The following is a 15,063-nucleotide window of genomic DNA, read 5'->3' as shown; positions in this document are numbered from 1 at the left end:
GTGACCACACTCACGACCGCCGACTACCGCCGCGCCGAACAACTGCTGCCGCACAACGCGGCGCGCCTCGTTCCGGGCGCGAAGATCCGCCCGAACCGCGAGGACGGCACCGACAGGTTCTGGTACCGCGTCGACACCGCACAGGGTCGGCGATTCGTACTGGTCGACCCCGCCGCCGGCGATCGCAAGGCAGCGTTCGATCACGACCGGCTGGCCGCGGCCCTGTCGTCGGCCTCCGGCACGGCGGTGGAAGGAGCACATCTTCCGTTCACCTCGATCAGCCGCAGCGGCGACACCGTCGAATTCACCGCGTTCGACACCCGATGGCGGTACGTACCCGACGACGACCGGTGCATCCGGATCGACGCGCCCGACCAGGCCGCCATCCATGAGCGGCCCTCACCCGACGGCCAATGGGTCGCGTTCGTGCGCGACCACGACATCTGGGTGCGTTCCGCCGACCACACCGAGGAGTTCGCTCTCACCGACGACGGCGAAAAGTACTTCGACTACGGATCGAACCTCGACGTGGCACTGTCGCGGACCATGCTTCGCAACGCGGGCGTCACCGCGCCCCCGATGCTGGCCTGGTCGCCCGACTCGCGCCGACTGATCACCCACCGGATCGACCAACGGCACCTGCGCGAACAGGTGTTGGTCGAGTCGACCCCCCGCGACGGCGGGCCGCCGGTGGCGCACTCGTTCCGCTACGCCATGCCCCAGGACGAACAGCACGCCGGCGCCCGCTTCGTCGTGCTGGACGTGACGCGCCGCTCGGTGGTGTGGGAAGCGACCGGCCCCTCGTACATCGGCCACCTGTCCCCGTTCGCGCGCGGCTGGGTCTGGTGGTCCCACGACGGCGCAGCCCTGTATTTCCTGCGACAGCCCCGCTACGCCCGCTCGCTCGGGCTGTACCGCCTCGATCCCGACACCGGCGCCGTCGACCTCCTCGTGGACGAACACGGCACCACCCGCGTGGAACCCGCACAACTGATCTTCGACCGACCGATGGTCCGAGTGCTGAGCACCGGTGAGGTCCTGTGGTACTCCCAGCGCGACGGCTGGGGACACCTGTACCTCTACCCCGCACTCCCGCGGCCCGGCTCCGCGTCGACCGACGAGCCGACCCGGATCACGACGGGGGCGTGGGCGGTCCGCCGCATCCTCCACGTCGACGAGGACAACCGCACCGTCCTGTTCCTCACGTCCGGGCTGGTGCCCGGTGAACCCTACGCCCGGCAGCTGTGCACCGTGGGACTCGACGGCACCGGATTCACCAATCACAACGACGACGCGTTCGATCACGAGGTCGTCGCCGCCCCGTCCGGCGCCTACTTCCTCGACACGGCCTCCGCCGTGGACACACCGCCGAGAACCGTCGTGCGCGATGCCGCCGGCGCGACGGTGGTCGAACTCGAGCGACCGGACACCGCGTTGCTGGTCGCCGCGGGCTGGACGCCACCGGAGCGGTTCAGCGCAAAGGCCGCCGACGGGGTCACCGACATCCACGGCACACTCTGGCGCCCCCACGGTTTTGATCCTTCGCGGCGATATCCGCTGGTCGATTCGGCCTACCCCGGCCCTCAGATCATGCGCGCCACCGCGGGTTTCTCCAACCCCCACTTCGTGTCGCCGGAAGCGCTCGCCGCCCTGGGATTCGCCGTCGTCACCATGGACGGACGCGGCACCCCCGGCCGCAGCAAGGCCTTCCACGACGCCTCCTACGGCAACCTCGGCAACGCCGGCTTCATCGAGGACCACGTCGCCGCGATCCACCAACTGGCCGACCGCCACCCCTGGATCGACCTCGACCGGGTCGGCATCGCCGGAGTATCCGGCGGCGGCTTCGCCACCGTCAGGGCGATGCTCACCCACCCCGACCTCTACAAGGTCGGCGTTGCCCTGTGCGGCAATCACGACATCCGTCACTACCTGGCGCTGTGGGCCGACACCTACCTCGGCGAAGGCACCGCGGAGCAGTGGGCCGACGTCGCCAATCCGAACCTCGCCGCCAATCTGACCGGGCGGCTGCTGCTCGTCCACGGCGAGCTCGACGACAACGTCCTGCCCTACCAGACCCTCAACCTCGTCGACGCCCTCATCGACGCCGACAAGGACTTCGACCTGCTCATCGTCCCCGGCGTCGAACACAGCTTCATGGGCCGCGGCCACTACGTCACGCGCCGGACGTGGGATCACCTCGTGCGACACCTGCTCGGGACGCAACCACCGGAGGGATACGCGATGCAGCCCTTCCCCGCCGGTGCCGAACACCTCGCCGAACAGCTCGGATAGACCCCCTGCGGAGCCGCGCGCCCGTCAGGGAGGCCGCCCACACCACCCCCGGCCCGATCATCGAGCCGTCCCCGGACGCCCCGTCCGAGTCCAGGACGTGCCCGACCGATGACAGTGCCGAACGCCTGCCACGACGAGCGGCGTTCCCCCCACACACCCCAACACCGACCAGCTGCCGTGATCCCCGACCAGGAGAATCGTCATGAACGCTGAAGTCAGATCCATTCGTACGGCAAGAGCGGGCGCGACGCCCGTTGTCCTCACGGTGGTGCTCTCCGTCTACACCGCCCTGGAGTCGATGCTGATCCCGGCACTGCCGCAGATCCGGGCAGATCTCGACGCCTCGCCCCAGGCAATCACCTGGGCCTTCACCGCCCTGCTGCTCGTCGGCGCCGTCGCCACCCCGATCATCGGCCGCCTCTGCGACATCGCCGACAAGCGCCGGGTCCTCATCGGCGTCGTCGCCATCGTGCTCGTCGGCATCGTGGTGTCCGCAACCGCGGACTCGGTGGGGCAATTGATCGCGGGCCAGATGATCCAGGGTGTGGGTGCCGGACTCCAACCCCTCTCCATCGGCCTGCTCAACGACACCCAACCCGCGCACCGGATCAAGGCCGCCATCGGCCTGATAGTCGGCGCCACGGCACTGGCCGCCGCCTTCGGCCTCCTGGCATCCGGCTGGATCATCAGCACGCTGTCGTTCACCTGGCTGTTCTGGATCCCGCTGACCCTCATGTTCGTCGCACTCGTCGCCGTCTGTCGGATCGTGCCCGAATGCCCACCCGCAGGCAGGGGATCGATCGACTGGCTCGGCGCCGTCCTCCTGGGGGGCGGGCTGGTCGCCCTGCTGCTGGGCCTGACGGTCGCCCCCGAACACGGATGGACCTCCGAGCCGTTCCTCGTCCGCGTCGCGATCGCAGCCGTACTGCTCACCGTGTTCGTGCCCGCCGAACTGCGCACCACACACCCGTTGATCGACCTGCGCGGACTCCGGAACCGGCCGGTCGTCCTGACCTGCGTGGTGGCCTTCGTCGTCGGGTTCGGCACGTTCGCGCTGTACGTCGTGGTACCCAGCCTGGCCAGCCTGCCCACGAGCACCGGATACGGACTCGGAGCCGACACCGCCGCCGTCGGTCTCCTGCTCCTGCCCCTGGGGGTGTTCGCTCTGGTGAGCTCTCCGCTCACCCCTCGCTTGGAGCGTCTTTTCGGCACCCGCGGCGTGATGACGCTGAGCACCGCGCTCATCGTCGGCTCCAGCCTTCTGCTGCTCCTCGCCCACGGGAACTCCGCAGCCCTCTACCTCGCCGGCGCCGTCTGCGGCATCGGCATCGGCTTCAGCACGACCCAGTCGATGAACATCGTGGTCAGCGTCGTTCCCGCCGAACGCACCGCGAGCGTGGCCGGCACCGCGTTCGTCCTGCGCAGCGTCGGAGCCACCCTCGGCGGCCAGATCGGCGCCGGCGTGCTCGCCTCCGACCCCGTTCCCGGCACGCCGATACCGACCTGGGACGCATACACGACCACCTTCGTGATCAGCGCGGCGGTCGGCACGATCGCCCTCGCCCTCAGCGTCGCACTGCCCAGGCGTCTGCCCGCCCTGGTGCCGGCATGACCCCCGGATCCGTCACCCACGCCCGGCGACGGATCCCACCCTTCCCCGTGCCCCGACGACTCGGATAACCGCCGCCTACGGCCGGGTCGGGAACCCGACCGGCCCGAGGCGACGTGCCGCTCGCGGCCCGGACCGTGCCGCCCTGTGACGGACCCGACCACGCCCGGCTGCGGCGGGTCCTGTCCCTGCAACTCGCCCGGCCTACCATCGACACACTCACCGTCGACGTGCACAGGCGCGCGGACAAGTTGGTGCGCGAACTCGTCGAACGCGAACCGTTCGACGCCGCCCGGGACTTGGCGCAAACTCCGGTCGTCGACGTCGTCCTGCACCCGATGGGACTCCCGGCCACGACCCGCGACTCGCCGATCGGCAACGCTGCGGCCACGTTCGACCTGTTCGGTTCGGCCATCGGCCGCCGCGCTGCCGCAAGGCCCGCAGCCGCCGCGATGTTCGCCTTCCTCAATGACGTCGTTACCGCAGACGCGGTGCGCCCGGGGTCGTGGTTGGCCGCCGGCCAAACCGAGGCCGACACGGGCGGGATTACACCGGGGGAGGTCGTGCCTTTGATATCGATCACACGCGGATCCCGGCAGGACAACGGGTGTGGCTGCTCTTCGGCTCCACCCGTCGCAAGAACGACGCTGGAGGCGGTTCGCCGGACAGGTTCGACATTGCAGTGTCAGCCTTTGTGTGCTTCCCCTCGACATGATATCGTACGTGTACGGTATCTATACGGTACAAGTACGCCTGGCCGTCTCAAGTGGTCGCCCGGGCCAGATTTCAGAAGCGACGCCATGGCCGAGCGCGGGTGGTCGCCACGACAACGGCGGCCACGGATTCGGACACCGTTGCCTTCTGCGGCGCCGGGATCGGCTTCAGCACGGTCCGGTCGATGAACATCGTGGTTGCCCCCTGTCCGCCGACCCCGCCACGAGCGTGGCCGGTACCACATTCGGCCCGCGCGGCATCGGCGTCGGCGATCGCACCGGCCGCGTCCCCCCACGCCGACGCCGGCATCACCTCGGGATTCGTCACCGACCCCCTCACACCGCGCCTCAAGGAATCGTCATGAACCGCCCTGTTTACGAAACGCACCCCGTCTACGAGGTCGACGTCCCCATCCGCGATCCCAGGACCGACGCGCGCGGCATCCACGTACTCACCGGAAACGCCGCCACGGCCGAAGACGCTCTGGCTGCGGCCCGCTACGTCTACACCCAGGCGATCCACCACCACGGCACCGGCTTTCTCCCCTCCCGGCGCCCCGACGGCTGGGGCATCCGCGGCCTGCGGCCGGGCTGGGAACCAGACTGGCCAGGGGCGACGTGCCGGCTCTGGACCGGGACCCTGGAGACGATGGCGCTTTTCCATGCCACCCACGAACTGCCACGGCACAGCGAAGGGAAGCTCGTCGAAACCGTCGCCCCAGCCCGGTTCTGACACCGCCCGCCGCCGTCGCAGACCAGCCTTGGGGCTGCGGATGACGGGAAGGCGTGGCAGACGTCGGGGAACCAACCAGTGCGAACGATGCATCCTGGCTGCCTGGGAGAAGCATCGGGGCTGCGAGGTGGTCCCTGGTCCGGGCGGACCAACGACTCGGCGGTGGGCTCGGACTTCACCAGCGGGGCGCGACCGCGGCCACAGGAAGGCGGCCACCTCCGAGCGTCCGGTGGCTTCAACGTGGTCGAGGCGCAGGTGATCCGGGCGGCCCGGTGGGCTGACCGTACCGGGCACGCGGCGTGGTCGGGGTGTACGACGTTGCCGAGGACTGGACGCCCATCGACGGCCGGACCGAACCGGACGGCTTCTACATGGGCACGGGGCACCAGCGGCCACCGGTTGCAGAACGCCCCGCTGATGGGGCAGTTGATGAGCACCCCGATCGACCGGAAGGCCAACGGCGCGGACCAAGACGGGGTTGCCGCAACGATCCCGAGTCCCACGGCGACGTCTACGCCGCCCGCCACATCGAAGCCACCGCCGACGCGGACGCCGAGAACGAGTCGTCCTTCCTGCGCGTTACCGGCCTCGACGATCCGCCGGACGACCGAGGTACCGTGGCGGTGGTTTCGAGTAAGCGTCGCAACGTTGCAGCGTCATGGTGTCAGGGCCGTGGCAAATGGGAGGGCGGGGGTCCGCCAACCGAGGGTCTTGCGGGGTTGGTTGTTGAGGTTGTCACGCCGCACGATCCCGAGGCCCGGTTCTGCCGCAAGGCCGGTAAGGCCGCGTGGGTCGGCTACCGCGCCCGCCCGACCGAGACCTGCGACACGGGCGGGTCGAACGTGATCGTGTACGTCGCCACCGCGCCCGCCCCGGAACAGGACATCGAGGCGCTCGACGACATCCACACGGCTCCCGCCGCCCGCCGACCGGCCCCGCCGAGCACCTGGTCGACGCCGGCTACGTCGGCGCGGAGACGGTCCGGCACGCGGCTGCCACGCACGGCATCGACCTGACCGGCCCGGTCCGGTCCGGTCCGGGTCGATCCACGCCCCCCGACCCGGTTTCACCAAGGAGGACCTCACCTTCGACCGGGACAACCGCACCGCGATCCGCCCGCGTGGGATCACCAGTCCGCCGTGGAAGCCCACCCTCGGCGATCAGCAGCCCCGGTTCTCGGTCGTGATCCCCAAAGCCGCCTGCAGGGCCTGCAAGGACCGGTTCCGGTGCACTGGCAACACCGGTGGCCACGGACGTCATCCGACCCTGATGCCCCGGCTTCTGCACGAGGTCCAGAGCCGAGCCCGCCGCGAACGGCAGACCCCGGAATGGCGGCGGCAATACGCGATGCGGGCCGGCTGCGAGGCGACCATCTCCGAGACCGTCCGAGCCCACGGGATACGGACTGTCGCTACCGTGGCATCGCCAAGACACACGTCCAACACATCCTCACCGCCGCCGGCACCGACACCGAGCGGCTCAGCGGACGCCTACTCCCGGGCACGATGCCCGACCGAACGCCCAGAGTTCCCAGCCGTTTCCAGCGACTATGCGACGAGCTCGCGATCTCGCGAACGAACCGACCCCACGAAGGATCACCAACAGCATCCTCTCTGTGGAGTGCCGACGGTGCGTCACCCGGCCGCGGAAAGATCAACGCCCGGGTGACTGCAGCGTGTTCCGGACGGCGTTCTCCCACCTCGCTCTCGTGAGCGCCGAGGAGGTCGTCGTGGCCGCCGAGACCGTGGTCATCTCGGCGCGGAGTTCGACCAAGCAGGCGCCCTGCCCCGGCTGCGGCGCGGTTTCCGACCGCATCCATGGCGGCTGTCGGCAGCGCCTGGCCGATCTCGCGACAGTCGGACGATCGACCTGGGTCGACTTGTCGGTCCGCCGTTTCGTGTGTGCGATGACATCGTGCTCGCGCAGGACGTTCGTCGAGCAGACATCCGGGCCGACCGAGCCGTTCGGTCGACGAACCTCGCCGCTTCGCCGGGCTCCGGACAAGGTCGCCCCGGTAGATCGGAGCACTCCACTCACGAACTGCCTCGGCGAACCTCTTGGCGTACTGCGTGGAGATGCTCCGCCGGTGCGGTCTTCGGGTCCCACGCATTGGTGGTCTGCACATAGGCGTAGACGACCGAGGCCATCGCCAGAATAAGCAGTGGTCCGAACACCCACGGATATCGGGCCATCTCCGTCGGCAGATAGCGGTACGCCACCAGGAGCACAGCGAAAACCGTCGTGCCGTGGATGACCAGGCGAATTCCCTGCCAATCCCAGCCACGGTCGAGCGAGCGCGTCGCGGTCTCGATCGTGAGCGCAAAGACCACACCGGCCACGAGGTCCACGCCGTAGTGGTAGCCGAATCCCAGCGTGGCCGCGAGCGTGGCAATCAGCCAAAACGTTCCTGCGAATCGGATAAACCGCGAGCCCTTGCGGGAGTGGACGAAAATTATGGTGGCCCACGCCGTGTGCAGGCTGGGCATGCAGTTGCGAGGGGTGATTTCGTCGAACTGCATCGAGAGTGGAGCGCCGATCGACGGCGGCGTGTTCGGCCACAGGTCGGCCACTGCCCAGGGCCCGCCGTCGGGGCCGAACGCGAAGACCGGACCGACCACCGGGAAGAGCATGTAGATGCTCGGCCCGAGCAGGCCGATGGCCAGGAAGGTGCGCACCAGATGATGGCCCGGGAAGCGGCGCTCGACCACTACGTTTCGAAGTTGGTACAGCGCAACGACGGCCGCTGCCAGGGGAAGTTGACCATAGACGGTGCCGAGGACATGGGAGCTGATCGGGTCGGTGGCCGCGACCAGCCGGCCGGCCGCCCACGACGGGTCACCCAGCGCGTGATCGGCAGTCGCCACGTACTGGTCGAGCACCGCCGGGCGGGTCTCCGACGTGATGAGCAGCCAGGTGGCGCCGGTCTTGTGGCCGGCCACCAGCAGCAGTCCCAGTCCGGCGCCCTTGAGCATCAGGACGCGTTCCCGGCCGGTGCGGCGCGTGAGAGCAAAGATCGCACAGCCGAAAATCACCCACAGCGCGCCGTTGCCGTAGTTCATTTCGGCGCCGACCGCCGATCGCACCAACCAGAAGGCGATGTCGATGCCGATTGCCGCACTCACCGCAATAAACCGTTGTCGCCAGGTGAGTACCACCATCATCAACGTCAAACCGGCATACAGCAGCTGCCCCGAACGGGGAGCGAATATCATCTCGCGCGCCTGGCTGGTGATCGGCCCCGGTAGGCCGTAGCGACGCGCGAACGTCTCCATGGTCACGAGAAATCCGAGGACCGCCACGCCGAGTGCGACCAACGGAATCGCCTGCGGCCTGCGCTGCACGACGACTGTGATTCTGCGACTTATCCGCGGTATTATGTATGTCAATTACTTGGCCAATTTGTCATAGTTTGATAACGGATCAGAGTCCACCACGGCACTGAAGCCGTGCCCCAGTATCGCGGCCACGGCCGACCCCGGGTTCTCGGGGGCTTCCGGCGAGGCGCGCACATCGGTTGCGGGCCCCCGGCCGTTGACCGCGTTGTTGCGATTCGCCGATCACGCCCCGTGGCACAGGCGCTCGACGGCGCCGCCGGACGGGCCGTTGCACGAATGCGTCCCGGCGTCCTTCGCCGCGAAGACACGACGCGTGCGGGTGGGGCGAACAGACGCGGGAACGCGGCGCGGCGCGGCGGTCGGCCGGCGGTGCCGATCGGCGCGCGTGTGTTTTGGCGGTGGGTGGTGGCAGGTCGTCGGCTCGACCGGAGCGCCGATCCATCCGACCGGCGAGGGCGAGGCGGAGGAGGTGGTGGTGTCGACCGGGTGCCCGTTCGCCGATCCGGGCCTCGCTGTTCCGGGCACCGCGGTCGAGCGGGCCGCCGACGGTGTTGCGGCGGGGATCGTTCGAGACCGCCCCGGCGCCGTCCGCGCGATCCCCGACCCCAACGACACCCTGCTGTATCGGCTCTTCCACCAAGGGTCGGTCGAACGCCTCACCTGTCGATCGGTCATGTGTCGACCCTTGGGTTTGCAGGATCCGGGACTTTGGATCTTGAGCGCGTGGCCCGGGTTTTGTCGACAAAGCCGCCCCGCTGTGGTGCGACGACGCGGCCATGCGCGCCCTCCTCCACGCCATCGACGTCCCCAGCCTCTCGGCACCGTGGCACTGCTGCACGTGCTCACCGAAGACCGACAACGACCGGACTTCACCCTAGAACAAGCCCGCCAGGACATCCGATTGCTCCTGCGCGAACACGTCGTGGATCTGCCGCTGCATCCCGACGACGTGCTGTGGGCAGCCGAACACGACCGATGGACGCCCGCGAAACCCTGGGCGATTTGGTACCGCACCACCGCCCACGGACGCACCGCCCCGGCCCGACCGACTGCCCGACGCCCTCGCGGCCCTCGCCGCCCTGACCATCCTCGCCGCAGGCGTGGGACCCGACCCGTCCACGCGATCGATGCCGTCACCGAGACCACCCTCACCACCTGCGCACAGGCCCTCGAAGCCCGCCTGGCCGGCCTCGACGGCATCGGAGAACTCCCCCCGACGGCAAACCCGCACGCCTGGCGCGACCAGACGAAGACGATGCTCACGAGACTGCTTACCGATCAGGCAGACATCCGGGGCCGCGATGGCGGCCTGGTTGCGGGCGGCGCCGAATCCTCAGGCCGCATCGACGACCTGAAAGCCTTCGAGCGCAGCTTGGTCGGCCGAGCGAGACGCCCTGCGCGACGACCCCGGCGACCGGAACCTCGACCGTTTGGTCGGGTCCAGGACGGGCTCGCCGACCGTTGTGCGCCGGGGGAGTTCCTGTGGCTCCTGGACTGGCAACACACCTGCCACCGGCTCCGCCCGGACGTCCCGGAGACCGACATGTTCCTGCCGCGCGTCCTCGAAGGGCGCTCGCGCGAGGGCCGGTCCTTCGGCCCGTACCCCGATGGCGACCACCACGTCTTCCTCGCGCAGGACCTGCGATTCGGCACCTTCGGGCATCCCTGGGAACACACCCTCTGCGTATTCGGCGCGGAACTCCTGAACACGATCGAACAGGACATGCACCACATCCTGGGACGACCCCTGCGCCGGGACGGGGCACCCGTCGACTGACCCGCCCTGCGGCGGCGATCATGTTCTCCGGGTGGTTCCGGCAGCTTCCGGCGCGATCCCGGACGTGGTCGAGCTCGCGTGTCGGCTCGCCGGGCGGCGTGACCTCGCGGAAGTTGCCGCTCGCGCACACCGGGCTTTCACATCGGCCGGCAAAGCGGGCGAACGACCGGGCTCCGTGCCTCGCGGGAGCGTCGTCGCCGGAGGACGGCGGCCTCGCGCGGCGGGAGAGGAACGCACGCGATCCGCGAGAGGGGGAGCCGCGGACGCGGCGCTCGAACGTGAGGCCTACTGTGACAAGCCGGCCAAGCCGGACGAGAACGCCAAGGGCGGCGCGCGGGACGTGGCGATCTGGCTGACGGTGGTCGACTTCCTGCACCGGAACTCGCGCGACGAGGTGTACTTCGTGAGCGCGAACAGGAAGGACTTCGACGACGGCACGTCGTTCGCGTCGGTGGTGAAACGGGATCTGTCCCGCCACCGCGACCGTTTCACGCTGTTGGCCTCGTTGGAGTCGGCCATCGGAGCGGTGACGAAGCCGGTCGATGCCCCGGACGAGGGGACCGCGTTCGTGGACCCGCTGGTGTCCGACGAGGCTTTGGTGAAGGCCGCCGGTGCCGCGGTGCACGACCGCCGCTCCGCAACGGTTGGTCCGCGGTCGACCTCGACCATCCCGGTGGCACCCGATACCCCCGGGTTTTCGGGCGAATGGGTCGGCACGCCCGTGGCGAGGCTCATCGACGTGACGAACGGGACCGCGCACCGGATCGGTGAGGACACCTGGTCATGGCGACGGCACGATGGGCATCGGCCGGCCTCGCCGCACACGACCCGGCCTCCGATCCCGGGGCGCCGACCGTGACCATGACGGGCGCGGTGTGGCGTACCACGATGCTCATCGGCCCCGTGCCCCGGCGAGATCCCCGGCGTTTTCGAGAGCGAGGCGATCGCGGACCCGGGCCACGGCGACGGCCCGTGCAACGACACCCTCGAGCAGGTCGCCGCCCTGTGGCGCGAGTCCCACTCCAGCGGTGAAGTCCTCCTCCGGGACCGGGTGGAGCAACACCTGCGCCGGCGGCGACTGCACGCGTTCATCGGCACGTTGCCGGGCAACGCGGCCACGCCCGACGGCGACGTTCCACCGTTCACCCCGGACTCCGCCCGGGACGCCGCACGGGAATGCGTTCCTCGAGGGATTGCTTCGAGGGGATGAACCCGTTCGGATCCGGCCGTTGCGGGCCGATACTGCTCTCGGCCGCGTCGATCTGGCACTGCTCCGCCGCCGTGCCCGTGGGTTCACATTCTCCAGCGTTGGTCGGGTGTGCCGGCCCAGGCCCATTGGGTGTCGGGTTCGAGGGTGATGCCGAAGTCGTAGGCGTGGATTTGGGCGTCGTCCTGCCAGGCGATGACCGCGGCCGCCTCGTCCCACAGCCGTCGGGGACCGCCTTGGAGGGCGTGTCCGGCGTCGGGGGTGTCTTCGACCAGGGCCCACGAGTCCTTGCCGTCGTGCAGCCACCACTTCGCACCGGCCGCGGCAGTGGCGCGGTGCACGTCGGGGAGCTTGAGCGCCAGCGCCTGGACGTAGTTGCCGTCCGCGGACACGGCGGCGAGGTGCCAGTCCACGGGTGTGCGGGCATGTGCCGGGTGTGCGGCGCGGATCGCCTCGAACACCTCGTGTCCGGGGCCGCGTTGCCCGCGCAGGGGCATGAACGCCACGCTCTTGACGAACCGCCCGCTCGCCACGCCGTGTTCGTCGACGACCAGGCGCAGCAGACCGCCGGACCCGAAGGGCGGGGAGAACGGCACCGCCAACACCGCGCCGGGCGCGGCGTGTTCGATCCACGCGTGGGGCAGGTGTCGGGTGACGGCGGCGGTGACGTGGACACGGTCCCACCCCGCGCCCGCCCCGGTGTCCAAGGCGGCGTCCTCGCCGTCGCGGGTCACAACGTCGACGGTGTCCGTCCAGGGGATCAGGCGTGCGCGGGCGGCGTCGGCGAGGACGGGGTCGATCTCGACCGTCACCACCCGCCCGCTCGGGCCGACGCGGTGGGCCAGCAGCGCGGCGGTCCAGCCGGAGCCGGTGCCCACCTCCCACACCCGCTGCCCCGGGTGCACATCCAAGGCGGTCAGGAAGCTCGCGACGGCGAGCCGGTCGCTGATCGAACTGGTCGCCGTCTCGCCGTGCTCGGTGTCGGCGCCGTCGTCGACCTGGGTGACCACCGGTCCGCGTCCGTCCACGATCGCGGACCACCCGGCGGGATCGGTGCGCCGGTCAACACGCATGTAGACGTGGCCGTCGTCGCGCCAGATCACGTCGGGGGCGAACGCCTCGCGCCGCACCGCGTCCATCGCCTCACGTATCCACGGCGCGCCGGAGAACGCGCCCTGGGCGTCGAGTTCGCGCAGCGCGTCCTCGTGCGCGGTCACGGCTTCTTGTGCTTGCCGCCGCCGGGCTTTTGCACGTCCGGGTTCTGCCCGTCCTGGTCCCGGGTCGGCTGCGGCGTGTCGTCCGGCTTCCCGTCGTTCGGTTTCGAATGCTCACCCATGGCAACCCCCTTGCCTACCGACAGTCAGCGCTCCATCGAGCATGGCGGGCCGCACCGGCCGAAGCAATACCGCGGTCACCCGAACCGCACGCGGCTGCCGACCCGGCCTCTCGCCGCGCCGCCCGGCACGTCCTCTCGACACCACCTTGCCGGGACCATCCGGTCCGGCCCACCCGGCCCTCGGCCGCTGCGCCGTGCGTCGGCCGGTTCGAACGCGCGCAGGCCACCAAGGGCGTGTCGCCGGGCGGGACGTGAACGTGTGGGTGAACCGCGGATGATGCGTGCCGCCTCGGCGCAGCGCGCGAGCCGGGAGGGAATCACCCGAGCGGGCGACGGCCCCGCCGGGCCCCGCAGCGAACCGAACACCGCACCGGGACCGCCCGCGGACTCCCGGCGGGCCGCCTACCCCGCACCCCCTGCAGGGGGACGAGGTAGGAGCGGCGAAGCCACCGCGGATGCGAACGCGTCTGGGCACGCTCCCGACAGGGATCCCGGTGCTCCCGCGTCACATGCCGAGCCGACGTGACGAACCGACCGCGTCCGCCCGCGAGATGTCGGCGGTGGGCAGAGAATGGGGCTCCCCCCGCGGCGAGCGACGGCGGACGGTGCCCCGCTTCGCCGGAGCCGACGGACGCGACCTCGCCGAGGCGGATCACGGCGCGACAGCGGCTCGCGCAGCGCATCAGGGATCTCCGGGACCAGCCCACCGTGGGAACGGCTTGCGCGGCCGAGCGGTGCGAGGAGGGGTACGAAGGCGGACCGGCCGACGGGCTCCGCCCTCGTGCTGGACTGCTTTCCCGCGGTCGACGAACTCGCCGAAGCCCTGCGGGTTCTCGGCCCGCGTGACCGCCCGGCAGGACACCGGACACCTCCACGCAAGCCCGCCTCGCCCGCCTTCGGGGCGCTGCCGCGTAGGGACGCAGACACCGAAAGCCTGAAGCGGGGAGCCACCCGTCAGGCGTTTCAGGTGACGGCTGCCTCGGCTCTCGCCTCCGCGGGCGGTCATCTCCTGTCGCCGCACCTGTGGTACTGGGCCGTCGCGGCGGCATGGGTCGTCTTCATCAAGAACGAGAGCACTGGCAAGGTACTGCTGCAGAGCCTGCGGCGGCCGGCGGGCACGGTCCTCGGCGTGGTGTTCGGCTACGGCCTCGCCGCCCTGGTCGGCGGAGACGGCCCCGTCCTCCTGATCCTGCTCCTGCTGTGCATGTTCGGAATGTTCTACACACCGTCGCACGCCTACTGGGCCGTGACGTTCTTCATCACCGGCACGCTCGGCATGCTGCTCGCGCTGATGGACACCTTCTCGACGCACGTGCTGCTCCTGCGCGTCGAGGAGACCGCACTGGGAGTGTCCTGCGGGATCCTTGCCGCCGTCCCTGTCCTTCCCACCACGGTTCGCCGCGCCGGCGACGAGGAACTGGTCGGCTTCCCGCAAGTCCTCGACCGCCTCTTTCGGACCGTCGCGGCAGGAAGCACGGGCACGGAGATCCCGACGAGCCGGGTCCGCGCGGCACGCGACCTCGACCAGGCACTGGAATCCTTCCGCAAGTCCTGTCTGCCTCTCACCCATTCGCTCAATCCGCAGCGCCGCCGCCGTCACCGCGCCCGCCACCTGCTGGAACTCCTCGGGGCCGGTGCGTACCACGCACGAAGCCTCGCCGCCACGGCCGCACGTCTCCCGGCGGGCCACGTCCCGAAGTGCGCCACCCGTCTCACGGCTGCCGCCGCCCGCGCGCACGAGACCGTGACCCACCTGATCCAGATCACCGGTCATCGATCGGAAAGCGCCTCACAAACGGCGCGCCCCACGATCATCAGGGCGCTGTCCCGGCTCTCGGAGGAGCAACGCGTGAGCCGCGACCGGCCGTCGCCGGAGCACCGCATGCTGCTGCACATCAATCGCCTCGACGCGACCCTGACCGCGCTCGTACGAGCCGTGGACCCCGACCGCACCACCGTGGCCCCCTCTGAAAGCGTGGACCACCCGTCGCCGCACGGCCGGCGGGGTGCGCAACTCGCGTGAGGTGTTGGCGACGAAGCAGCGCCGGCCCTCGATTG

At 70.0% G+C, this 15,063-nt stretch carries 12 protein-coding genes and 1 pseudogene; 8 read left to right on the top strand and 5 right to left on the bottom strand.

What is annotated here, in order from left to right:
- Together ACFXKZ_RS31850 and ACFXKZ_RS31845 are read left to right on the top strand one after the other, a co-directional pair.
- On the top strand, window positions 1–2,295 hold the full coding sequence (locus ACFXKZ_RS31850) for a prolyl oligopeptidase family serine peptidase (RefSeq protein ID WP_380004893.1): 2,295 nt from the start codon (window positions 1–3) through the stop codon (window positions 2,293–2,295).
- Between the two features lie 202 nt (window positions 2,296–2,497).
- Window positions 2,498–3,907 carry an MFS transporter gene (locus ACFXKZ_RS31845; protein ID WP_380004891.1) on the top strand — a complete coding sequence of 470 codons (1,410 nt, stop codon included), beginning with the start codon at window positions 2,498–2,500 and terminating at the stop codon, window positions 3,905–3,907.
- Between the two features lie 783 nt (window positions 3,908–4,690).
- On the opposite strand, the gene ACFXKZ_RS31840 is transcribed toward ACFXKZ_RS31845, so the two are convergent.
- Entirely contained in the window at window positions 4,691–4,945 is a 255-nt protein-coding gene (locus tag ACFXKZ_RS31840; protein WP_380004889.1) for a hypothetical protein, read from the bottom strand.
- 33 nt (window positions 4,946–4,978) lie between these two features.
- On the opposite strand from ACFXKZ_RS31840, the gene ACFXKZ_RS31835 reads away from it, so the two are divergent.
- From ACFXKZ_RS31835 to ACFXKZ_RS31820, 4 genes and pseudogenes are all read left to right on the top strand, one after another.
- Window positions 4,979–5,350, top strand: coding sequence for a hypothetical protein (locus ACFXKZ_RS31835; protein WP_380004887.1), 372 nt, complete (start codon window positions 4,979–4,981; stop codon window positions 5,348–5,350).
- A gap of 308 nt (window positions 5,351–5,658) precedes the next feature.
- Window positions 5,659–6,366: a hypothetical protein gene (locus tag ACFXKZ_RS31830; RefSeq protein WP_380004885.1), complete on the top strand. Its 708-nt coding sequence runs from the start codon at window positions 5,659–5,661 to the stop codon at window positions 6,364–6,366.
- A 28-nt stretch (window positions 6,367–6,394) separates the two neighbouring features.
- Window positions 6,395–7,018 (top strand): transposase, encoded by a 624-nt coding sequence (locus ACFXKZ_RS31825; protein ID WP_380005030.1) that lies wholly within the window; start codon window positions 6,395–6,397, stop codon window positions 7,016–7,018.
- A pseudogene (locus ACFXKZ_RS31820) lies at window positions 6,900–7,244 on the top strand (transposase family protein); the annotation flags it as partial. The gene ACFXKZ_RS31825 and the pseudogene ACFXKZ_RS31820, both read left to right, overlap by 119 nt.
- A gap of 139 nt (window positions 7,245–7,383) precedes the next feature.
- Here the strand turns inward: ACFXKZ_RS31820 and ACFXKZ_RS31815 are convergent.
- Window positions 7,384–8,622 (bottom strand): phosphatase PAP2 family protein, encoded by a 1,239-nt coding sequence (locus ACFXKZ_RS31815; RefSeq protein WP_380005028.1) that lies wholly within the window; start codon window positions 8,620–8,622, stop codon window positions 7,384–7,386.
- An 886-nt stretch (window positions 8,623–9,508) separates the two neighbouring features.
- Here ACFXKZ_RS31815 and ACFXKZ_RS31810 point away from each other — a divergent pair.
- Entirely contained in the window at window positions 9,509–10,462 is a 954-nt protein-coding gene (locus ACFXKZ_RS31810) for a DUF2716 domain-containing protein (protein ID WP_380004883.1), read from the top strand.
- 285 nt (window positions 10,463–10,747) lie between these two features.
- On the opposite strand, the gene ACFXKZ_RS31805 is transcribed toward ACFXKZ_RS31810, so the two are convergent.
- The 3 genes from ACFXKZ_RS31805 to ACFXKZ_RS31795 form a co-directional block, all read right to left on the bottom strand.
- A complete protein-coding gene (locus tag ACFXKZ_RS31805) occupies window positions 10,748–11,287 on the bottom strand; it encodes a hypothetical protein (protein WP_380004881.1) in 540 nt (179 codons plus the stop codon).
- Window positions 11,288–11,755: 468 nt separating this feature from the next.
- On the bottom strand, window positions 11,756–12,886 hold the full coding sequence (locus ACFXKZ_RS31800) for a protein-L-isoaspartate(D-aspartate) O-methyltransferase (RefSeq protein ID WP_380004879.1): 1,131 nt from the start codon (window positions 12,884–12,886) through the stop codon (window positions 11,756–11,758).
- Entirely contained in the window at window positions 12,883–13,005 is a 123-nt protein-coding gene (locus ACFXKZ_RS31795; protein ID WP_380004877.1) for a hypothetical protein, read from the bottom strand. The genes ACFXKZ_RS31800 and ACFXKZ_RS31795 overlap by 4 nt, the downstream gene beginning before the upstream one ends.
- Window positions 13,006–13,972: 967 nt before the next feature.
- Here ACFXKZ_RS31795 and ACFXKZ_RS31790 point away from each other — a divergent pair.
- A complete protein-coding gene (locus ACFXKZ_RS31790; RefSeq protein ID WP_380004875.1) occupies window positions 13,973–15,028 on the top strand; it encodes an FUSC family protein in 1,056 nt (351 codons plus the stop codon).
- The last annotated feature ends 35 nt before the right edge of the window (window positions 15,029–15,063 follow it).

It is taken from the genome of Embleya sp. NPDC059237, assembly GCF_042754105.1.
Classification (GTDB): domain Bacteria; phylum Actinomycetota; class Actinomycetes; order Streptomycetales; family Streptomycetaceae; genus Embleya.
This window is presented reverse-complemented; position numbering and strand designations above follow the sequence as displayed.